19 protein-coding genes and 1 pseudogene are annotated in these 21,140 nt (G+C 60.4%); 2 read left to right on the top strand and 18 right to left on the bottom strand.

Translation table 11 applies throughout. The features are described 5' to 3' along the window. Nucleotides 1-62: 62 nt before the first annotated feature. A complete protein-coding gene (locus ACYZUC_RS05240; protein WP_461994076.1) occupies nucleotides 63-1,028 on the top strand; it encodes a LysR family transcriptional regulator in 966 nt (321 codons plus the stop codon). Between the two features lie 135 nt (nucleotides 1,029-1,163). On the opposite strand, the gene ACYZUC_RS05235 is transcribed toward ACYZUC_RS05240, so the two are convergent. From ACYZUC_RS05235 to ACYZUC_RS05220, 4 genes and pseudogenes are all read right to left on the bottom strand, one after another. Further along, nucleotides 1,164-2,543 (bottom strand): UDP-glucose dehydrogenase family protein, encoded by a 1,380-nt coding sequence (locus ACYZUC_RS05235; protein ID WP_461994074.1) that lies wholly within the window; start codon nucleotides 2,541-2,543, stop codon nucleotides 1,164-1,166. Further along, nucleotides 2,540-2,941 carry a 4-amino-4-deoxy-L-arabinose-phosphoundecaprenol flippase subunit ArnF gene (gene arnF / locus ACYZUC_RS05230; protein WP_461994072.1) on the bottom strand — a complete coding sequence of 134 codons (402 nt, stop codon included), beginning with the start codon at nucleotides 2,939-2,941 and terminating at the stop codon, nucleotides 2,540-2,542. Before arnF ends, ACYZUC_RS05235 begins: the two co-directional genes overlap by 4 nt. Then, on the bottom strand, nucleotides 2,938-3,282 hold the full coding sequence (gene arnE, locus ACYZUC_RS05225) for a 4-amino-4-deoxy-L-arabinose-phosphoundecaprenol flippase subunit ArnE (RefSeq protein ID WP_461994070.1): 345 nt from the start codon (nucleotides 3,280-3,282) through the stop codon (nucleotides 2,938-2,940). The genes arnF and arnE overlap by 4 nt, the downstream gene beginning before the upstream one ends. Further along, nucleotides 3,279-3,532: pseudogene (locus ACYZUC_RS05220) on the bottom strand (lipid IV(A) 4-amino-4-deoxy-L-arabinosyltransferase); the annotation flags it as partial. The pseudogene ACYZUC_RS05220 and the gene arnE, both read right to left, overlap by 4 nt. 488 nt (nucleotides 3,533-4,020) lie before the next feature. Here ACYZUC_RS05220 and ACYZUC_RS05215 point away from each other — a divergent pair. Then, nucleotides 4,021-4,911, top strand: coding sequence for a site-specific integrase (locus ACYZUC_RS05215; protein ID WP_008038408.1), 891 nt, complete (start codon nucleotides 4,021-4,023; stop codon nucleotides 4,909-4,911). Here the strand turns inward: ACYZUC_RS05215 and ACYZUC_RS05210 are convergent. The 14 genes from ACYZUC_RS05210 to ACYZUC_RS05145 all read right to left on the bottom strand — a co-directional run bounded on the left by ACYZUC_RS05210 (nucleotide 4,908) and on the right by ACYZUC_RS05145 (nucleotide 20,721). Then, entirely contained in the window at nucleotides 4,908-5,978 is a 1,071-nt protein-coding gene (locus ACYZUC_RS05210; protein ID WP_461994068.1) for an ABC transporter ATP-binding protein, read from the bottom strand. The genes ACYZUC_RS05215 and ACYZUC_RS05210 overlap by 4 nt on opposite strands. Further along, nucleotides 5,975-7,573, bottom strand: coding sequence for an ABC transporter permease (locus ACYZUC_RS05205; protein ID WP_461996820.1), 1,599 nt, complete (start codon nucleotides 7,571-7,573; stop codon nucleotides 5,975-5,977). Before ACYZUC_RS05205 ends, ACYZUC_RS05210 begins: the two co-directional genes overlap by 4 nt. A 3-nt stretch (nucleotides 7,574-7,576) precedes the next feature. Then, the gene (locus ACYZUC_RS05200; protein WP_461994066.1) at nucleotides 7,577-8,590 is read right to left on the bottom strand and encodes an iron ABC transporter substrate-binding protein; all 1,014 of its coding nucleotides are present in this window, start codon (nucleotides 8,588-8,590) and stop codon (nucleotides 7,577-7,579) included. 191 nt (nucleotides 8,591-8,781) lie between these two features. After that, a complete protein-coding gene (locus ACYZUC_RS05195) occupies nucleotides 8,782-9,537 on the bottom strand; it encodes an ABC transporter ATP-binding protein (RefSeq protein ID WP_461994064.1) in 756 nt (251 codons plus the stop codon). Beyond that, on the bottom strand, nucleotides 9,531-10,592 hold the full coding sequence (locus tag ACYZUC_RS05190) for a FecCD family ABC transporter permease (RefSeq protein WP_461994062.1): 1,062 nt from the start codon (nucleotides 10,590-10,592) through the stop codon (nucleotides 9,531-9,533). Before ACYZUC_RS05190 ends, ACYZUC_RS05195 begins: the two co-directional genes overlap by 7 nt. After that, nucleotides 10,589-11,776 carry an ABC transporter substrate-binding protein gene (locus tag ACYZUC_RS05185; protein WP_461994060.1) on the bottom strand — a complete coding sequence of 396 codons (1,188 nt, stop codon included), beginning with the start codon at nucleotides 11,774-11,776 and terminating at the stop codon, nucleotides 10,589-10,591. The genes ACYZUC_RS05190 and ACYZUC_RS05185 overlap by 4 nt, the downstream gene beginning before the upstream one ends. Before the next feature lie 65 nt (nucleotides 11,777-11,841). Then, complete coding sequence (locus ACYZUC_RS05180; protein ID WP_461994058.1) at nucleotides 11,842-14,271, bottom strand: TonB-dependent siderophore receptor; 2,430 nt, start codon at nucleotides 14,269-14,271, stop codon at nucleotides 11,842-11,844. Nucleotides 14,272-14,368: 97 nt separating this feature from the next. Continuing rightward, on the bottom strand, nucleotides 14,369-15,346 hold the full coding sequence (locus tag ACYZUC_RS05175) for a FecR domain-containing protein (RefSeq protein ID WP_461994056.1): 978 nt from the start codon (nucleotides 15,344-15,346) through the stop codon (nucleotides 14,369-14,371). Further along, complete coding sequence (locus tag ACYZUC_RS05170; RefSeq protein WP_008026436.1) at nucleotides 15,347-15,862, bottom strand: sigma-70 family RNA polymerase sigma factor; 516 nt, start codon at nucleotides 15,860-15,862, stop codon at nucleotides 15,347-15,349. A 77-nt stretch (nucleotides 15,863-15,939) separates the two neighbouring features. Further along, entirely contained in the window at nucleotides 15,940-17,184 is a 1,245-nt protein-coding gene (locus ACYZUC_RS05165) for an MFS transporter (RefSeq protein ID WP_461994054.1), read from the bottom strand. Between the two features lie 79 nt (nucleotides 17,185-17,263). Further along, on the bottom strand, nucleotides 17,264-17,824 hold the full coding sequence (locus ACYZUC_RS05160; protein ID WP_461994053.1) for a PqiC family protein: 561 nt from the start codon (nucleotides 17,822-17,824) through the stop codon (nucleotides 17,264-17,266). A gap of 17 nt (nucleotides 17,825-17,841) precedes the next feature. Continuing rightward, the gene (locus ACYZUC_RS05155) at nucleotides 17,842-19,497 is read right to left on the bottom strand and encodes a PqiB family protein (protein ID WP_461994051.1); all 1,656 of its coding nucleotides are present in this window, start codon (nucleotides 19,495-19,497) and stop codon (nucleotides 17,842-17,844) included. After that, nucleotides 19,478-20,128, bottom strand: coding sequence for a paraquat-inducible protein A (locus tag ACYZUC_RS05150; protein WP_461994049.1), 651 nt, complete (start codon nucleotides 20,126-20,128; stop codon nucleotides 19,478-19,480). Before ACYZUC_RS05150 ends, ACYZUC_RS05155 begins: the two co-directional genes overlap by 20 nt. Continuing rightward, the gene (locus ACYZUC_RS05145; protein WP_461994047.1) at nucleotides 20,125-20,721 is read right to left on the bottom strand and encodes a paraquat-inducible protein A; all 597 of its coding nucleotides are present in this window, start codon (nucleotides 20,719-20,721) and stop codon (nucleotides 20,125-20,127) included. Before ACYZUC_RS05145 ends, ACYZUC_RS05150 begins: the two co-directional genes overlap by 4 nt. Nucleotides 20,722-21,140: the final 419 nt, after the last annotated feature.

Below are 21,140 nucleotides of genomic sequence, written 5' to 3'. Positions count from 1 at the left end.
CAGCTATGTTTTTGTTGTTGGACACAGGTTGTTGAATAGAGCGCCAGAGGTAAATAAGCATTATGGAAACCCCACTTTCCAATTCCGGAAACCCGGCGCCAAAAACGGCGCATCGGGCGCCGCTGGCCCTCAGCGGGCTGGATTTCAAACTGCTCAAAGTGTTCAAGGCCGTGGTCGAGGCTGGTGGTTTCAGTGCGGCGCAGAACGAGCTGAATGTGGGGCTGGCGGCCATCAGCAAACAGATCTCCGACCTTGAGATTCGCATCGGTATGCGCTTGTGCACCCGAGGTCGCGAGGGCTTTCATCTGACCGAAGAAGGCCGTCTGGTGTATCAGGCGTCGATTGACTTATTTGCCTCGGTCGACAACTTTCGCGACCGGCTTAGTTCGGCACAGAATGAACTTATTGGCGACTTGGGTGTGGGTGTTATTGATAGCACCATTTCCGACTTTAATTCGCCATTAGTTGCAGCGCTTAGACGGATAAATCAAGAGTCGCCGAAAGTAAGGTTTCAACTTCAGGCGTCACAACTCGATGAAATTGAAAGAGGGGTCGTAGAGGGACGCCTTGTTGCCGGTATCGTGCCGGTTTATCAGAAACGCGAAGAGTTCGACTATTACACGCTGTATGAAGAACGTTCGGAGGTTTACTGCGCGATCGGCCACCCGTTGTTCTCGGTGCCGGACGCAGAAATCGGCAGCAACGTGCTCAAGGATTACGAGTGCATCAACCACCGCTACGCGATCCACCGCGACAAACTGAATTTTGCCCGCTACGACAGTTTTTCCGCCTCGGCGACCCAGGTGGAAGCTGTGGCGCTGCTGATCAAGACCGGGCGTTTCGTGGGTTTTCTACCGCAGCATTACGCCGCGTCGATGGTCGCCCAAGGGCAATTTCGTGCGGTGCGGCCGGACCTCATTCACATCAGCACGCCATTCAATCTGATCCTGCGGCACAACACCGTGCGTAGTCCGTTGGTGAAGGCGTTTGCCCAGGCGTTGGGCGTTGATTTGAAGGTGCCGGTTTGATAATCAAACTTTACTGACACCATCAAACTGTAGGAGCTGGCTTGCCAGCGATAGCAATCAAAAGATCACCGCAAAGTCCAAGGTCCTCATCGCCGGCAAGCCGGCTCCTACAGTGTTATGCGTACTCCCTGATAATCACGCAACAACCGAAGCCACCGGCCATTGTTGATGCGGAATCGGTAACTTGCGCGAGTCGCCGCGCCCCATCGGAAAGTACATAAACCCGCTGCGCGCCAACCGGTCCGCGTCATACAGATTGCGCCCGTCGAATATCACAGGCGCTTTCAATCGCTGCTGGATCAGGTTGAAATCCGGCGCCTTGAACTGTTGCCACTCGGTGCAGATGATCAACGCATCAGCGCCGGACAGCACCGATTCCGGGGTGCCCATGAGCATCAGTTTCGCTTCGTCGGGATACAAATGCTGGGTTTCCTGCATCGCTTCCGGGTCGAACGCCCTTACGCTGGCACCGGCAGCCCACAGCGATTCCAGGAGTACCCGGCTCGGCGCGTCGCGCATGTCGTCGGTGTTGGGTTTGAACGCCAAGCCCCACACAGCAAACGTCTTGCCGCGCAAATCGCCCTTGTAGAACGCGTTGATGCGCTCGAACAGCTTGTGTTTCTGCCGCTGGTTGATGGCTTCCACCGCTTGCAGCAAGTCGCTGGAGCAATGCGCTTCCTCGGCGCTGTGGATCAGGGCGCGCATGTCTTTGGGGAAACACGAGCCGCCATAGCCGCAGCCGGGGTAGATGAAGTGGTAGCCGATGCGTGAATCGGCGCCGATGCCCAGGCGCACCGACTCGATGTCGGCGCCGAGGTGTTCGGCCAGTTCGGCGATCTGATTGATGAAGCTGATCTTGGTCGCCAGCATGCAGTTGGCGGCGTACTTGGTCAGCTCGGCACTGCGCACGTCCATGAACATGATCCGGTCATGGTTACGGTTGAACGGTGCGTAGAGGTCGCGCATCACATCGCGCACGTCATCGTTTTCGCAGCCGATGACGATGCGGTCCGGTCGCCGGCAATCGGCGACGGCCGAACCTTCCTTCAAAAACTCCGGGTTGGAGACGATCTCGAACTGCAGTAATCGGCCGACCTTGATCAGGCACTTGTCGATGTGCGCACGCAAGGTATCGCCGGTGCCCACGGGAACGGTGGATTTCTCCACCAGAATCACCGGCTGCTCGCGGTGACGGGCCACCGCTTCGCCCACCGACAGCACGTACCGCAAGTCCGCCGAACCGTCGTCCCGGGACGGCGTGCCCACCGCGATGAACAACACCTGGCCGTGTTGCACCGCGAATTTTTCGTCGGTGGTGAACTGCAACCGCTTGGCCTCCAGGCTTTCGCGCACCAGGCTGGCCAGCCCCGGCTCGAAAATGCTCACGTGGCCTTGTTGCAGCAACTCGACTTTCTTCTCGTCAATGTCCATGCAGACCACGTCGTGGCCGACTTCAGCCAGGACAGCGGCCTGCACCAGGCCGACATAGCCGCTACCAAATACACTGATTTTCATAGGTCACTCCTGAGTGTGGTCGCTTGAGCAGGTCGAGCGTTAATGGTGATGACGCCCAGAATGACCAGGGCCACCCCCAGGCTTTTGGAAAGGCTGAAATCTTCGTTGAACACCGGCAGGACGGCGGCCAGCAGATACACCAACGCGTAACTGATGCTCAGCAGCGAGTAAGCCCGGCCCAGCGGTACATCGCGCAGGGCCATGAGCCAGCTGAGCATCGACAGGGCGTAAGCGAGAATGGCGGCCAGCACCACGGCGACGGCGCTCGGGTCGAGGCGGGTGGTCAGCAAGTGCTCCGGTGACGGCAGGCGCGTCATGCTCCAGCGCATGCCCAACTGCGCGGCACTGCCGAGCAGTACGCTGCCCAGGGCGAAGCTGATACCCCGGCGCAGGCTCATGCGTTCAACCCCAGCAAAATCACGCCACCGATCACCAGCGCCACGCCCAACCCGTGGCGGCGATCGATGGTTTCGTGGAAGACAAAGCGAGCGATCAGGGTGATCAGCACGAAATTGAGGCTCAACATCGGATAGGCGACGCCGACTTCAAGTCGCTGCAACACCAGCAGCCATACCAGCAAACCAGCGCCCAGCGCGGCGAGGGCAAGCCACAGCCATGGCGAGCGCAATTTTTCGCCCCAGCCCGACGGCGTATCACGCCAGCTCTCCACGGCGTACTTCTGGGCGATCTGGCCCAGGCAAGTCAACAAGCAGGCCGCCAATACCAGCAACAGGCTCATGACGAACCCTGAGGGAATATCAAAATCACAAAGTAGCCTTGTTCATAGCGTTTGCCATCCTGGGCAAACGGTCGATTTCATGCAGCTCATCTTCACCCTTGACCCGCATCAGCACGCCCACCGAGCCACGCTGACGGGCGTCGTGCATCCACTGTTGCACGCGATCAGGGTCGACGCGTTGCGATGCGCCGTCAGGATAAGCGAGGCCATATTTCAGTTCGCCTATCGTGTTGTACAACGCCACGTCCGGGACGGCGTGATCACTTCATCGCCGATAATGGGGCGGGAGAAGGGGAGAAAAGCCTGACTCATGGGCACCTCAAGGCTGTTGGCTCAGGGATATGGTTCTCTCGGATCCAACGCAAGCGTAGCCGAATAATTAAAAGCTGCATCAATGAGTTGGCTCATCATGCTGACAATTCGCTTTCATTGACTTTTCCTGCCTGGACCGGCAGGTTGGAGGCCTGTTGCAGCTCACCGGATGCACAAGAGGTTAGGCGCGCTTTTGTGAAAGGAACATGAAAAGCCGGTCGGCGAATCGTTTATCTGAAGGCTATTAAGCCAGCGCTCAGACTCCTGCCATTCATCGTGTTGTTAAGTAGAAAGGTCCTACAGAAGTGGCCCGCTTTATATGAAGGATGTTTCAATCCTTAGTTGTTTTAATGATCTGTTTCCACTCAAGGCCGTTTTGTTTTGATTGACTTACCTGTTGCTGATTCAACTGCTGCAAAGAGCCCGATGACCGTGTATCTGGCGCGACTGGCGCCGTCCAGCCAACTGACCATGCGTTACGTGTTGCAGGATGCCGCCGACCGTCTGGGCTTCGAAGACATGAACGTCGAGGAAATTCCCTGGCACGAGCTTCAGCCCGAGGATGTGATCGCGCTGGTCGCGGCACTGCGTGAGGATGGCTACGCGCCGAATACGTCGTCGCTGTACGTCAACGCTGTGCGCGGGGTGATGAACGAAGCCTGGCGCATGAGCCTGATCAGCCAGGAACACTTGCTGAAAATGCGTTCGGTCAAGGGGATTGCTGGTACGCGCCTGTCCCAGGGGCGCAACCTGCGACGCTCGCTGATTCAGGAAATGATGGCGGTCTGTGCCGCGGACCCTCGGCCACAAGGCCTGCGAGACGCGGCGATCATCGGGATTCTGTATGGCTCGGGCATGCGCAAGTCGGAATCGGTGAACCTGGACCTCGATCAGGTGGATTTCACCGAGCGCAGCCTGCGGGTGACCGCCAAAGGCAACAAGCAGTTGATCAAATACGCGCCGGCCTGGGCATTCGCCAAACTGGATGCCTGGCTTGAGTTGCGCCGCTCGCAACTCAAGGAAGGCGAAGTGGACGATCCGTTCCTGTTCAATCGCATTCGCCGTGGCAGTCACATCACCCGCGAGCGCATCACCAAACACGCGATCTATTACATCGCCCGCCAGCGCGGCGCGCAGGTTGGGGTGAAGATCATGCCCCACGATTTTCGCCGCTCGTTCATTACCCGGGTGATCGAGGAACATGACTTGTCGATCGCGCAGAAACTCGCCCATCACAGCAATATCCAGACAACCGCCAACTATGACGTGCGGGATGACAACGAGCGGCGACGGGCCGTGGATCGTTTCGACCTTTAAGCTTCGCTCAACACGTGGGCGTGACCGATGGTCGAGACGTGCACCGCACTGCCGGTAGGTGGCGCGTAGAGGCCCGAACTGCGCACCATGAGCGTGCGGCCGGGCTGCTCGGCGGATGGCAACGACTCCAGTTCCACGGTCAAGGTGCAGGTATTGCCGCTGAAGTCCCGCTCGGTCACCACCGCGCGACACCCCGTGGCCTCCACCGCGCTCGGCACGATGCCGACCACTTGCAGCTGCTCGGGCCGCAGCATGATCTGCGCGCAACGGTTGTTGCGATGGTTGTTGACCGGGATCCGCCCCAGATCACAATGCGCCCAGCCAGCCTCGATCCTGGCGGGCATGACCACCGCATCGCCGAGGAACAGCGCGGTTTGTTCGTCACCGGGGTAGCGGTAGAGGTCCAGTGGATGACCTGACTGTACCAGTTGGCCCTCACGCATGACCGCCAGTTGATCGGCAAACGACAGCGCCTCACTCTGGTCATGGGTCACCAGGATGGTGGTGACCCCGGCGTCTGCCAGCAACCGCGCGACCAGTTTGCGCATGGTCGCGCGCAAGCCGGTGTCGAGCGCGGAGAACGGCTCATCAAGCAACATCAGGCGCGGCTGTTGCGCCAGTGCCCGCGCCAGAGCCACACGTTGTTGCTGGCCGCCGGAAAGCTCGTGGGGCCAACGATTGGCCATACTGGAATCCAGCGCCACGCTGTCCATCAGTTCAGCAATACGCTCCTGTTTTTTGGCACCCTTGGTCGACAGGCCGAAACCGATGTTGGCGGCCACGGTCATGTGCGGGAACAGGGCGCCGTCCTGCGGGACATAACCTATCTGGCGTTGATGCGCCGGGACTTCGTGGGTGTCGTCCACCAACGTCTGGCCGTTGAGCGTCAGGCGACCCCAGTCCGGAAACTCAAAACCGGCGATCATGCGCAACAAAGTGGTTTTGCCCGAACCGGAAGGCCCGACGATCACCGTGCGGCTGCCCGTTGGCACCGACAGGCTGATGTTTTCCAGGGCGCGTTGCGAGCCATAGGATTTGCAGATCGAATGCAGTTCAAGAGCGTTCATCGGCCAGCCGTTTTTTTGGATTGGTGATAGAGGAGCCCGGTCAACGGAAGTGACAGCAGGATCATCAGCAAGGCATAAGGCGCCGCAGCGACGTAGTCGATCTCGCTGGTCAACGCCCAGAACCCGGTCGCCAGCGTGCGTGTGCCGTTCGGTGCGAGCAGCAGGGTGGCGGTCAATTCATTGGTGATCGCCAGAAACACCAGCGCGGCACCGGCGGCCGCACCGGGCGCGGCGAGGCGCAGGGTAATCAGCCACAATGCGCGACCGGGCGAGCGACCGAGACTGCGCGCGATGTTCTCCAGTTCCACCGGCGCTTGGGCGATGCCCGCCCGCAAGCTGACCAGCGCACGGGGTAAAAACATCAGCAGATACGCCAGCAGCACGGTGATCGTGGTCTGATAAATCGGCCGGGCGAAATGTACCGTGACCGTCACCAAGGCCAGGGCGACCACAATGCCCGGCAAGGAACTGGTGATGTAGTTGCAGCTTTCGAGGACCCGTTGCAGCCGCCCCGGCGAGCGGATCGACAGCCAGGCAATCGGAATCGCCGCGCACGTGGTGAGGGCCGCACCCGCAATCCCGAGCAGCAGCGTCTGTTGCAGCGCCGGCATCAACTCGGCCATCTGCCAGACGTGCACACCACCGGCGATCAGCCACTTGCCCAAGGTGATCAACGGCACCCCGAGCGCGAGGGCGCAGGTCACGATTTGCAAGGTCAGCGCGAGCACAGTGGGCACCTTTTTCAGGCGCACGAGCTGCTGCTCCCGGGCGCTTCCGGAACCGACGCGGGCATAACGCGCATTGCCACGCGCCGTCGATTCGACGGTGAGCATCGCCAGGCAGCACAGCGCGAGAACACTGGCCAGCATGTTCGCGGCAGGTCCGTTGAAGGTGGACTTGAACTGATCGAAGATCGCCGTGGTGAAGGTGTCGAAGCGGATCATCGCGTACAGGCCATATTCGGCCAGCAGGTGCAGCCCCACCAACAAGGCACCGCCGCAAATGGCCAGGCGCAACTGCGGCAGCACGACGCGAAAAAACACGGCCCAAGGCTTTAGCCCCATCGATTGCGCGACATCTTCAATGGCCGGATCGAGCCGACGCAAGGTCGCCGCAATCGGCAAGTAGAGGAAGGGGAAGTAGGCGATGACCGACACCAGAACCCCGGCAAACAGCCCGTGAATCGGCGGCACCAGGCTGACCCAGGCATAGCTGTGGACGAATGCCGGAACTGCCAGCGGCGCTGTTGCCAGCAACGACCACCAGCGTCGCCCCGGCAGATCGCTGCGTTCGGTCAGCCAGGCCAGTGTCACGCCCAGCGCGATGCACAAGGGGATCGTGATCAACACCAGCAACACCGTATTGATCAACAGCTCGCCAACCCGTGGCCGAAACACCAGCGCCAGCAAGGTCGACCAGCCGGTTTGCACGGACACGCCAATGACAAAGGCGATGGGCAGCAGCGCCAGCAGAGAAACCAGCACCGACAAACCGATCACCCACGCACCGCCGCGACCCACGAAAAATCCGCGGGGGCGGCGGCGTAAAGTTGCGGGTATCGCCTCAGCGACGCCCGCCGGTAATGTTTCAGGTATCAATTAGAGCAGTCCGGCCTGAGTCATCAGCTCCACGGCTTTTTTACTGTCGAGTTTCGAAGCGTCGACTTTCGGCGCGTCGAGCTGCTGCAGCGGCACCAGTTTGGGGTTGGATTCAGCGTTCTTGCCTACAGCGTATTCATAGGAGTTGCCGGTCTTGAGGATCGCCTGGCCGTCTTTGCCGGTGACCCACTTCAGGAACGCCTGTGCTTGATCCTTGTGTTGGCTGGACGCCAGGACACCGCCACCGGAAATACTCACAAACGCGCCCGGGTCTTTGTGCTTGAAGTAGTGCAGGGCGGTGTTCTTGCTGTTCTCGCCGGTCTTGGCCTGATCACCGAAGCGGTAATAGTGATAAATCACGCCGCTGTCAATTTGCCCGGCGTTGACCGCTTTGAGCACCGAGCTGTTGCCCCGGTACGCGGTAAAGTTGTTTTTCATGCCCTTCAGCCACTCAAGCGTGGCGGCTTCGCCCTTGAGCTCCAGCACGGCGGCAACAATCGCCTGGAAGTCGGCACCGGCCGGCGAGGCCGCCCAACGGCCTTTCCACTTGGCGTCGGCGAGGTCCATCAGCGACTTCGGCAATTCGGCTTCAGGCAGTTTGCCCGGGTTATAGACAAACACCGTGGAGCGCGCCGCGATCCCGACCCATTTGCCATGGGCCGGACGGTAGGCTGCGTCGATCTGTTCCAGGGTGGTCGGTGCCACGGGTGCAAACAGCCCGGCGTTGTCCACCAGCACCATGGCCGGGGAGTTTTCGGTCAGGAACACGTCAGCCGGGGAGGCCGCGCCTTCCTGCACGATCTGATTGCCCATTTCCGTGTCGTCGCCATTGCGTATCGTGACCTTGATCCCGGTTTCCTTGGTAAAACCTTCGACCCAGGCTTTGGTCAGGCTTTCGTGCTGGGCGTTGTAGACCACGATACCGTCGGCATCGGCGGCGTAGACGTGGCCGGCGCTCAGCAGGGCAGTAGCCAGCAGGGCTTTTTTCAGGAAAGAGGGGATATGGCGATTCATGCTTCGGGCAGCTCCTGTTTTTTGGGCGTCATGCGCAGGAATTCGCGGTTCAACCAATGCGAATCATTTGCATGTTTCGAGTCGCTGGAATGTAGTGAGTGCAATGAGAAAAAAACGTTAAAAAAACCGTTAATACATGTCATTTTCATTCAGATTAGCAGCGACTCAGCCCCTTGCCCGGTCGATCTGATTCAAACGATGTCGTCGATCAGGATATGGCGCTGGCCACGGCTGCAAATCTCGATCCTGGCCTCGACGCCGTAGACATCGCGCAGCATCTGTTCGGTGATCACTTCATCGCTGGGACCGCTCCCCCGGGACGTTCCATTGGCGATGACCAATACCTGATCGGCAAAGCGTAGCGCTTGATTCAGGTCATGGATGGCAATAAACACAATGACCTCGCGTTTGCGTGCCAGCGCGCGCATGAAGTTCAGCACTTGCACCTGCCGATGCATGTCCAGTGCGCTGGTCGGTTCGTCCATCAGCAGGATTTCCGGCTCGCGCACCAGCGTTTGTGCGATCGATACCAATTGCTGCTGCCCGCCACTGAGTTCGCCGAGGTTGCGAAAGGATAGTTCGGTGATGCCTAGCGCGTCGAGAATCTGGTCCACGAGTTTCAGTTCGTCGTCGTGAACGACCCACCCCGGCGTCAGTTGTTTGCGTGCCAGCAGCACGGATTCGTAGACGGTCAGCCGGGCACTGGCATTCAAGCCCTGAGGCATGTAGCTGATGCCCTGCGGCCCCTTTTTCGAGCCCTGCAAGTTGACCTGTCCCGGGCCGTCAATCAGCCCGGCCATGCGTTTGAACAGGGTGGATTTGCCCGCTGCATTGGGCCCGACCACTGCGACCACCTGGCCACCGATAAACGTTGCCGTAGTCACGCCGCTAATGATCTCGCGCTGGCCATAGCGAGCACCAAGGTTTTCAAGCTGGAGCTTCACCATGTGTTTTTCTTCCCGCCGAGGATCAAAGAGATGAAGAAGGGCACGCCGATCAGCGAAGTGACCACGCCAATGGGGAAAATCGCGCCGGGGATCAGGGTTTTGCTGACCACCGAACTGGCGGACAGAATCAGCGCACCGGTCAGCAGTGACGCCGGCAAAAAGAACCGTTGATCTTCACCAATCAGCATCCGGGCAATGTGCGGGCCGACCAGCCCGATAAAACCGATGGTGCCGACGAAGGCCACCGGAAACGAGGCGAGCAGGCTGACCATGATCAGCGTCTGGAAACGCAGGCTGCGCACGTTGATCCCGAAGCTCGCGGCTTTATCGTCGCCCAGACGCAAAGCGGTCAGGGCCCAGGCCCGTTTGGCGAAAATCGGCAAGGTAATGAGGATCACCGCGCAAATCACCCCGAGTTTTGGCCAGGTGGCTTTGGTCAGGCTGCCCATGGTCCAGAACACCACAGCCGCCACCGCTTGTTCGGTGGCAAAAAACTGCACCAGTGCCAACAACGCGTTAAACGTAAACACCAGGGCAATGCCGAGCAGCACGATGGTTTCAGCGGTTACGCCGCGACGCATGCTCAGAAAGTGGATCAGCAGCGCGCAGAGCATGGCCATGATGAACGCGTTCAGCGGCACCATGTACTGCGCCGCCAACGGGAACAGCGCCACCCCGAAAGCCAGCCCCATTGCCGCGCCAAAACTGGCGGCGGCAGAAAGGCCCAGGGTGAATGGACTGGCCAGCGGGTTGTTGAGGATTGTCTGCATCTGCGCACCGGCCAGCGACAGCGCCGCGCCGACCGCAACCGCCATCAGCGCGACCGGCAAACGGATGTCCCACATCACCACCCGCACTTGCGCCGGTGCCGTGTCCGGTGAAAACAGGGCGCCAAGCACCTCCCTCAGGCTGTAACTGGCCGGCCCCAGCGCCAGATCGAGCAGCACGCTGAACACCAGCAACACCGCAAGCGCAACAAGGATCAGCCGTTTTCGCAGGACCCGTTGGCGGTACGTCGCGCTCTGCGCAATAGGCATTTCACCTAGCGAACTCATGGCTTGTCCTCGGTTTTCTCAAGGCTGACGAAGTAGCCCGGCTGGTAGGGCACGGGCAGGAAACGCTCGTGGAGTTCGCGAAACGAGGCGTCGGGATCCAGATCGGCAAACAGCGCCGGATGAAACCACTTGGCCAATTGCTGGATGGCAACGAATTGATAGGGGCTGTTGTAGAACTGATGCCAGATGGCATGAAACGCTTGATCGTTCTGCGCCTTGATACCCGCGTAAGCTGGGCGCTGGGTGTACCAGGCCAGTTTGTGTCGCGCTTGTGCCAGGTCCGCCCCCGGTCCGACGCCCACCCAGCGACCGCCTGGCGCAAAGGCTTGCCAGTTGGCGCTGGTGACGACCACTTGATCCGGGTTGGCGACGATCACCTGCTCCGGGTTCAACTGGCCAAAGGTGTTCGCAATAATGCTTTTGGCGATGTTGTTGCCACCGGCCATGTCGACAAACAGGCCGAAATTTTCGTTGCCGAAACTCAGGCAACAATCGTCGGTGTACCCACCGATTCGCTCGATGAATACATTGGGCCGCGCAGGGTGTTTGGCCTCGATGACGTCGGTGACACGACGGATCTGTTGATTGCGAAAGTCGATAAACGCCTCGGCGCGATCCTCCTTGCCAAACAACTGGCCGAACAGGCGCATGGTCGGCTCGGTGTTTTGCATCGGGTTGTTGCGAAAATCGACGTAGACCACCGGGATCCCCAGCGCGTCGAGCTTCTCGATGTAGCGCGCATCTTCGGTGGCGTGTTGCGCCTCGATGTTCAGGACGATGACGTCCGGTTGTTGCGAGATCGCTTGCTCGATGTCGAAGGTGCCGTCCTCAAAGCCGCCGAAGGTGGGAATCCTGGCGATGTCGGGGAACTTGCGCAGGTACGCGCCGTAAGTGTCCGGGTCGGACTGAATCAAGTCCTTGCGCCAACCGACGATGCGCTCGATGGGGTTTTGCGTATCCAGCGCGGCGACCAGGTACAACTGGCGACCTTCGCCGAGTATCACCCGTCTGACCGGGATGTGAACCTTGACCTTGCGGCCCAGCAAGTCAGTGACCGTAACGGCGGCGGGATCCGGATTCGCCGCGAGCGCGGTGCGTGGAGCCAGAGAAAACCCCACCACGCCCAGCAGCCCCGCCAATAGCAGGGCCGCAAAAGCGTGGCGGCGTGGATGAACAGATGCCATGGTTGAAACCTTTGCAGGGAGCCCGACCGGACAACGGCTCAGACCGTTTTCCGGGGCTGATCGTTTCAGAAGTCGACGGTGGCCGACAGTTGCAGGGTGCGTGGCGAACCTTGTGAGAAGGCGCCATAGGACGCGACACCAGACCAGTACTCACGGTCAAAAACGTTCTGCACCGTGGCCCGGAACGTGGTCGGACGCTCCGCGATGCGCGTGGCGTAGCGTGCGCCTACATCGAAGCGGGTCCATGGGTCGAGTTCCTGGGTGTTGGCCTGGTTGACGTATTGGCTGCCGGTGTAGATCGCGCCGCTGGTCAGGGTCAAACCTTCGATCCACGGCGTATCCCACTCGGCCCAGAGATTGGCCTGGACTTCGGGCACGCCCACCGGTTTGTTGCCGCGATTGGCCGCGGTACCGGTCTTGGTCAGTTCGGCGTCGAGGACGGTGACGCCACCGAGCAGGCGAGTGCCTTGGGCGATCTCGCCAAACACGTTCAACTCCACGCCCCGGTTGCGCTGTTCACCTTGTACCGAGAACACACCGGAGGCCAGTTCGCCGCTGGGCTTCTTGATCTGGAACAGGCTGAGCGTGGAGGTGAAGGTGCCGTAGTCGACCTTGACCCCGACTTCCTGCTGGCGGGAAATGTACGGCGCGAAGATCTCGCCGGAGTTCGACGCAGTGGCCGGCGCGATGTCGCCCTTGCTCAAGCCTTCGATGTAGTTGTAGTAGAACGACACGTGGTCCCAGGGTTTGACCACCACCCCGAACAGCGGCGTGGTTTCGCTTTCGTCGTAAGACGTGGTGACGGCGCCGGCCGCGTTGAAGTTATCGGATTCGATGTTCTGCTTGCGCAGGCCGACAGTGACCTGCAAGCGTTCATCCAGTACCGAAAGGGTGTCGGCCAACGCCACGCCCGACAGCTCTGTCTCGGAGACTTTGAGGGCATCCGGTTCGGCAATGGTCGGTTTCGGACGGTCGATCGGGTGGTACATGTTCGACAGCACGGCCGGCCCGGAAATGATGCCGCGTTTCAGTTCGTCGCGATAACGGGTGACCTGCAACGTGGTGCTGTGGCTTATCGGGCCAGTGTCGAAGCGCAGGCGGGCACCGGCGTCGACGGTGTAGCGCTCGACTTCGAACTTGTAGTAACCCGGGATTGAAGAGGTATCACCCGCGTTGTTGAGAATGGTCGGGGTCTGATCAGACATCCGCTTCACGTCCGACCGGCCGCCACCGGCGTGGGCGAACACGGTCAAGGCGTCGTTGAGGTCGTACTCGGCACCGAGCAGTGCCGATTTATCGCGGGTTTCGGCCCAACCCCAGTCCTGGCTCACGTTGGTGCGGCCATTGGCGGCGGAGGGAATCTCCACGCCCGAGGCGATGAGAAACGGACGGGACGCGGCGTCGAATTGTTCTTTCTGGCTGATCAGGTCCAGGGTGGTTCGCAAGCGATCACCCTGATAGTCCAGGGAGATGGCGCCGATGTCGACGTCCCGGGATTGATCGTCGATGGCCGTGTCACCTTGCTGGGTGCTGCCGTTGACGCGCACACCGAAGCGACGTTCTTCGCCGAAGCGCCGGCTGACATCGATGTGGCCGCCGATCTGCGAATCCATGGCGTAGCTGGCGGTGAAGCGGGTCAGGTCCTCGTCGAGGGAACGCTTGGGGACTACGTTGATCACGCCACCGACACCGCTGTTCGGCGACATGCCGTACAACAGGGCGCCGGGGCCTTTTATCACTTCAATACGTTCAGCGTATTCGGTGAAGACCCGGTAGTTGGGCGCAACGCCGTACACCCCGTCGAACGCCAGTTCGCCGAGGTTGCCTTCGCCCACCGGGAAACCGCGAATGAAGAAGGAATCGACAATGCCGCCGGCCTGACCCGTGGAGCGTACCGAAGAGTCGCGCTCCAGCACGTCGGCCACTGTCACGGCCTGCTGATCTTTCATCAACGTCGAGGTGTAGTTGCTGACGCTGAACGGCGCGTCCATCACGTCCTTGTTGCCCAGCATGCCGAGACGCCCGCCACGGGCGACCTGACCGCCCGGGTAGGCTGGCGGCAAGCTGCCTTTGCGACCGTCGGTGCCATTGACCGTGGTTTCGGAAAGGGTCAGGTCACCCTCGCTGTTGGCCGGGATCGGCGCCAGGGTGTAGCTGCCATCACTGCGCAGCACTATTTGCAGACCGCTGCCGGACAACAGTCGGGTGACCGCTTCCTGGGTCGAGTACGTGCCGGAAAGGCCCGGACTCATCAGGCCTTCGGTCATCGATGGTCGGAATGACAGCGCAACGCCGGCGTCCACCGCGAACCTCGACAAGGTTGCACCCAGCGGGCCGGGGGCAATGCTGTAGGCACGGGTCGCGGTGGCATCCAGTGAAGCTGGCGCGGCAAGGGCAACGGGGCTGGCGACGCCGGTCAGGGCAAGGCTTAGCAACGCGCTGCGGATAGCCAGCTTGAGTGAGCGATCCGTACGCAGAGGTCGTGCAACGAACATGAAGTGATGACCCTTTCGACGAGAGAAGTTCTTCCTTTCCTTGCCAGTCGAGATCAAAAAAAGTATCACCCGCTCAGCGATTTTTTTTGCGCGAGGTTCAGGCGGGGGAGAGCGTCACCCAATAACCGCTCAAGTGGCCGGTAGCGAGCACCGGGTAGGTTTGCACCAGCATGTTCAAGGTGCGCTGGGTATCGCTGATGGGGAACGCGCCAGAAATGCGCAGATCGGCAATGGCCGGATCACAGCGCACGAAGCCTTTGCGATAACGCGCCAGTTCCGCGATGAAGTCGGCCAGACGCATGTTGTCGGCCATCAGCATGCCTTGGGCCCAGGCGCTGACGGAGCGATCCACCGGGTTCAGCAGGCCGAAAGCCTGTGATGAAAAATCAGTGCGTTGCCCTGCATTGACGATCAAGGGCGTTACGCCGTTGCCACCGGGCAGTTCCACCCTGACAGCGCCGTCCAGCACCGCGAGTTGAGTGCGGGCTTGCAGTTCGCGCACCGTAAACCGTGTGCCCAATGCCTGCATTCGCCCTTGACGGGTGGTCACCAGAAACGGTCGTGACTGGGGGGCTGCATCCGGCGCGGTCTGCACCAGGATTTCACCTTCACGCAAATTGATCAGCCGTTGACGGGCGTCGAACAGCACATCGATCGCCGAGTCGGTGTTGAGGGTAATGCGCGAGCCATCGGCGAGCGTCAACTCACGTTGCTGGCCCACGGCGGTCCGGTAGTCGGCCGACCATTGCTGCGATTCGACCAGTTTCCAACTGCCCCAGCCGGCGGGCAACACGGCCAGCATCATCGCCAGTTTGCCCAAGGCAACGCGGCGTTCGGGATTGCTCGGGCGATCCAGCGCCGACATCGCCAAGGACGGGGGCAGGCCGCCCAGCTTGCTTTGCAGCAGTTGGGCGCGGCCCCAGGCGCGGCTGCGTTCAGGGCTGCTGACGCGCCAGCATTCCCATTCGGCGCGCTCGGCATCATCAAGGTCGCCTTCGCTGATGCGCATCAGCCACTCGGCCGCTTCGTCGAGTACTTGCGGATCAATCTGGGCGGGCGTGGCGTAGGTCGACATTCACTCCACCAGCATCAGGCATTGAACGAAGGCCTGTTTCATGTAGCGCTTCACGGTGATCAGCGACACGTCCAGTTGCGTGGCGATGTCGTCGTATTTCAGCCCGCTGATCTGCGACAGCAGGAATGCGCGTTTGACCAGCGGCGGCAGGGCGTCGAGCATCGCGTCGATTTCATGCAGGGTTTCCAGCACGATGAAACGCAATTCGGGCGAGGGCGCTTCAGGCGCAGGCAACAGCGCCAGGGCATCCAGATAGGCGCGTTCAAGCGCCTTGCGCTGGTACCAATTGACCAGAATGCCCTTGGCCACACAGCTCAGGTAGGCGCGGGGCTGTTCAATGACCGCGACCCTGGAAGCCAGTATGCGTGTGAAGGTGTCTTGCGCCAGGTCCGCCGCATCCATGGCGTTGCCCAGTTTTTTACGCAGCGTGGCGTACAACCAGCCGTGATGGCCGGTATAGAGAGCCTCGATCGCGCGCAGATGATTGTGATGAGTCGCGGGCAGGGTATCGCTCATGGATGATAATTTTTAGCGATTGAGAAGTATTCCCAATACTAAGTTACTGCACCCCTGCGGCGCAAGAGGGAGGCTGATCAGTCGCAGCGTGGCGCTTCGTCCGCTTGCAACAGTACTGATCGATAACGCAAGGCGACAATGAACACCAAGGCCGTTGCGTAGGCCAGGCAAACGATCAGATAGGTGTATTGCAGGCCGTAGACCTGACTGAGCAAACCGCCCAAGGAAATACCAGCGATGGAGGTCAGTTGCGCGGTGCTCTGAGCCACTCCCAGTACGTAACCCTGTTGCGAACTGTCGACCGTTTTGGAAATCAGCGCCATCAGCACCGGCGTCGTGGCACCCAGCAACACGCCCCACAGGAAGTAGGCCATGACAAAAACGGCCGGGTTTCGGGTAAGGCCGGCGACGCCGGTCAGGCCGATGCAGCCAATGACAACCCAGGACATTCGCTGCAGGGTTTGCTGTTGGGTCCGGTGTTCGAAGTAGTGTGCCCAGCGCGTCGCCGAAAGGATGAAACCCAGTGCCAGCAAGCCGTAACACAGGCCCGTGACCGAATTGCCGACCTCAAAAACCGAGCTGACGTACAACGAAAACGAGGTCTGCGGCAGCATCCGCGCCAACAGCAGAATGCCCATTACGCCCAACAGTGGCATCAGAGGTGAACCCTGCCACACGCCGCGTGCCCGACCTGTCTGCGGCGCCGCATCCACCACGGGCGTTTTTTTCACGGGCGGCACATCCGGCAACGTCACGGCCGCCACCACGGTGCACACCGCACAGAGCGCCGAAGCGATGAGATTGATCCAGAAAAAAGTCGCGTAATCGAGAATCAGACCGCCGACCACTGCGCCTAGCAACGAGCCGACGTTGGTGGAGATTTGCAGGATCGCAAACAGGCGGGCCCGCCGTGAAGGCGCCTCGATACTGACCCCGTAAGCCTGGGCTGGCGCGATATACCCGGCAAAGGCGCCTTGCAGGAAGCGCAGCAGCAGAATCACCCAGATATCACTGCACAGCGCCAACCCCAACTGAGTCAACGACAAACCGGCCAAGGCACGAATCATCATCAACTTGTGGCCATAACGGTCGCCGATCCGGCCCCAGAAGGCGCTGGTCAGCATGATGCCCAGCATCGGGCCGACATACACGGCGATGCTGGCGAAACTGAATAGCGATTCCGACGTGGTCAGCCCGCGCAGGTAGACCGGCCAGAACGGGCCGCTCATTTCCATCGCACCCATGGAGATGAGCTGGATCGTGAACAGAAGATAAATCAGGATTCTGACGCTGGAACCCTGAAAAGTGCCTGAATGGAACATCGGTCAGCCTCGGTGGTTGGCCGGCATCCTACGTGCTTTGCCATCGAGGGAAAACCATAGCGGGCGTTCTGTATCGGAGTCAGTTGGCAGACGGACAGCCTCGCTGCGCAGTGGTTGCCGCCTGGCTGATCAACGCGGCCAGGCGTTTGACGTTGTTTTGCTGGGCCAACACCAAGTCATCGATGGCGGGGCCTGAAGGCGTCTGCAAGGTGCTGCGGCACGTAATCAGCGTGCTATCTCCTTCACCGGGATTGCGCAGGCGCCATTTGACGTCGATCAAACCGTACTGCCCGGGAATCGAGTCGAAGCGTTGCACATCCAGGCGTACCGACACTCTTCGCTGCGGACTGCTGTTGGCCAGTTGATCCACCAGAGCGCTGCGCAACTCGTCCACCAGACTCGCGGCCCACCATTGGTTTTCGAGAATCGCCAAGCCACTGTTGCCCTGACGAATGACGATCTGCGGGCGATCGACCTGGGGCGGTACGCTGAGGCCTTCGATCTGGATTTCCCCGCCGTTGCTTCGTGCGGTGCCGCTCAATTGTGCCGGGGTCAGGGTGTGGAACTGAATCGGGTCACTGCGGCAGGCGGCGAGCAGTAGACACGCAGTGACCAAGGTAATCTTCAGCGAAAAAGCCATGGGTGTTGCTCCTGTGGTCAGTTGCGCGGTGGGCCCTGTAGGTCCGTCGGTGCTGCGTTATTGGGACGACCGCGAATCAGCGACTCCGGATGCCGGCCCAGGTAATCCGAGAGCTCGCGCAGGGAGCGCGACATGCGCCCGAGTTCGTCCAGGGTCTGGGTCAATTGCTCGCGTTGCGGCGAGTCTTCGGCAAGGGTCGAGCTGGCCGACTGCAGGGTTTTGCTGACGTCTGCCAGGGTGGTTTGCACGCCAGGCAGGGTCTTGGCGTTGAATTGCGCGAGGCCCTTGCGCAGCTCGACGAGGTTGCTGTCGAGGTTGCCGGCGATGCGCTCGATGGGCAGTTGGTTGATCTTGGTGACCATGCCTTCGAGTTTTTCCTGCAATTGTTCGAGGCTGCCAGGAATGGTGGGAATGCTGACAGGACGGGCGGTCGGGTCGAACACGACTTTCTCCGCTTTGGGGTAGAAGTCGAGTGCGATGTACAACTGGCCGGTCAACAGATTGCCGCTGCGAGCCTGGGCCCGCAGACCGTTTTCGATGAAGCTGCCCATCAACCGTACGCCGGCGGCTTCGTCATTGGGGTCATGCTTCAACGCCTCAAGCATTCTGGCGTGGGCCTGGCCGAGCCGTTGCGGGTAGATCACGATGCCGACGTTAACCGGAAAGCTGCGTTTTTTCGGGTCGAAATCCAGATTGACCGACACAACCCTGCCGAACTCGATGCCAAGGAACTCCACCGGCGCACCGACCTTCAGCCCTCGTAATGCCTGGTCGAAACGCAAACTCAGGAACTGCGCCTTGCCGCTGGGTGGGGCGAGGGCGGTTTGCTGGTCTTCGAACAGTTCGAAGCCTTGGTCCTCTAGCGCCGGTTTATCGTTGGGACTGTATTCCGGTGCCCTGAACGCGATGCCGCCCACCAATATGGACGAGAGCGACTCGGTCTTCACCGAAAAACCGTTGGCGCCGACGTTGACATCGATGCCGCTGGCATTCCAGAACCGGGTGTTATCGGTGACGTAGGCGTCGTTGGGCGAATGGATGAAGACTTCGAGGTTCACCCCTTTGCCGTCGGCATCCAGGGCATAGGCGACCACTTGGCCGACCGGAATTTTGCGGTAGTAGACGGGGGAACCGATGTCGAGCGAGCCCAGGTCCTGGGTGTGCAGCGTAAAGCGCTTTCCGGGTTCGCCATAGGTAATGGGTGGCGGGTTTTCCAGCCCGGTGAAATTCTTCGACCGGGCATTGGCCTGGCCGATGTCGGCGCCAATGTAGTCCCCGGACAGCAGTGTATCGATGCCCGACACGCCGCCAGCACCGATGCGGGGCCGCACCACCCAGAATTGCGAATCTTCGCGGGTGAAACTTTCCGCCTGCTTGGACAGTTTGATGGTGGCGTTGACGCTTTTCTGGTCGTCGCTCAGTTCCACGTCGGAGACATGCCCGATCACCACGTTGCGGTATTTGACTTCGGTCTTGTTGGCGGTCAGGCCGCTACCGGTCTTGAACGTGACGGTGATGGTCGGTCCTTCCTGCAAAATGCTGTGCACCACCAGCGAAATGCCCACCAGCACCGCGACAAGCGGCACGATCCACACCAATGAAACACTGAAACGGCGGGTCTTGATGGGGGCCTGTCCGGGAGCTTGCGGCCCGTCAGCGGCTTGCGACTTCATCCTTGACCTCCTCGTTTTCGGAATTTTGCTGATCCCAGATCAGACGCGGGTCGAAACTCATCGCCGCCAGCATGGTGAATACCACCACCAGACCAAAAAACAGAATGCCCGCGCGCGGTTCGATATCGGCCAGCGCCTGGAACTTCACCAACGAAGCCACCAGGGCGACCACGATCACGTCGAGCATCGACCAATAACCGATGAGCTCGACGAAACGGTACATTTTTGAGCGCTCCTTGCGCGCCCAATCACTGTCGCGCTGAACGGTCACCAGCAGTAACGTCAGGGCGACGAATTTGATGCCCGGCACCGCGATGCTGGCAATGAAAATGATCAGGGCGATGTCCCAGGCGCCGTGCTGCCAGAAATCCAGCACACCGCCCATGATTGTGCTGTCAGCACCGTTGCCGACCATTTTGGTGTTCATCACCGGCAACACATTGGCCGGGATGTAAAACACCAACGAGGTGATCAAGTAGGCCCAGGTTCGGGTCAGGGCGTTGGTTTTGCGCCAATGCAGCGGTGCGCCGCAGCGTTCACATTCGTGGGGGTCGCCGGTCATGTCACAGGCCAGGCCGCAGCTGTGGCAGAGGCACAGGTAGAGTTCGCTGGCGACCGGTGGCCTGGTCATAAGACATCCCACAGTTCACGGACATCGCGCCCGGCGATGCGGATCATCATCAGGCTGAGAATGGCCAGGGCGAACAGGCCGATGCCGGGCAGGACGTCGAGCAACCCGGCGAGCTTGATCACCGCGACCATCGCCCCCAGCAGGCAGACTTCCAGCATGCTCCAGGGCCGCAGGGTTTCCAGCCAGCGCATACAGAATCTGAAACCCGGCGAGCGCCGGGAGGCGAGGGCGAAACTCAGGACCCAGATCAGCAGCAGTAACTGGAAAATCGGCGCGATGATCATGGCGATCGCCGCCACCATAGCGATGAAGGTAATCGGGCCGAGACTCAGGGCCTGCACGGAATCCCACAGCGTCGCGCTGTTTTTCAGGCCTTGCAGGCTGATGCTCATGACCGGGTAGAAATTGGCGAACACCCACAGCATCAACGCGGTGACGGTCAGCGCCAGCCGCTGCTCCACCGTCAGGCCGTTATAGCGTTGAAGCACGCCGCCGCAGCGCGTACAGAGGGTTTTCTGATGTTTGGCGAGCGTGACTTTTTGATACACGCAGTCGCAGTGCTCGCAGATGATCAGTTGGTCAGTCGTAGCCATAGGCCGCACTCGCCAGGAGGCAGGAAAGTCAGAGCACATCCTCAATATAGAAGTGCCTTGCGATTGAGCAAATTAAAAGGCGGACTTAAAGCTGACTTGCTGGTGATCGGGCCTCGAGTCCTGCACTGATCTTGCGGCCGCCATCGCCAGCAAGCTGGCTCCTACAGGGGTTGGTGTTTACCCGGTGGATCGGCTGCGCACGGACATTGTAGGAACCGGCTTGCCAGCGATCGGGCCTTGAGGCTGGCGGTTATGTCGAGGCCGCCATCGCCAGCAAGCCGGCTCCTACAGGGTTTGGTGTTTACCCGGTGGATCGGCTGGGTAGGGCCATTGTAGGAGCCGGCTTGCCGGCGATCGGGCCTTGAGGCTGGCAGTTATGTTGCGGCCGCCATCGCCAGCAAGCTGGCTCCTACAGGGTT

This window comes from Pseudomonas sp. GT1P32 (assembly GCF_054897805.1).
This window is presented reverse-complemented; position numbering and strand designations above follow the sequence as displayed.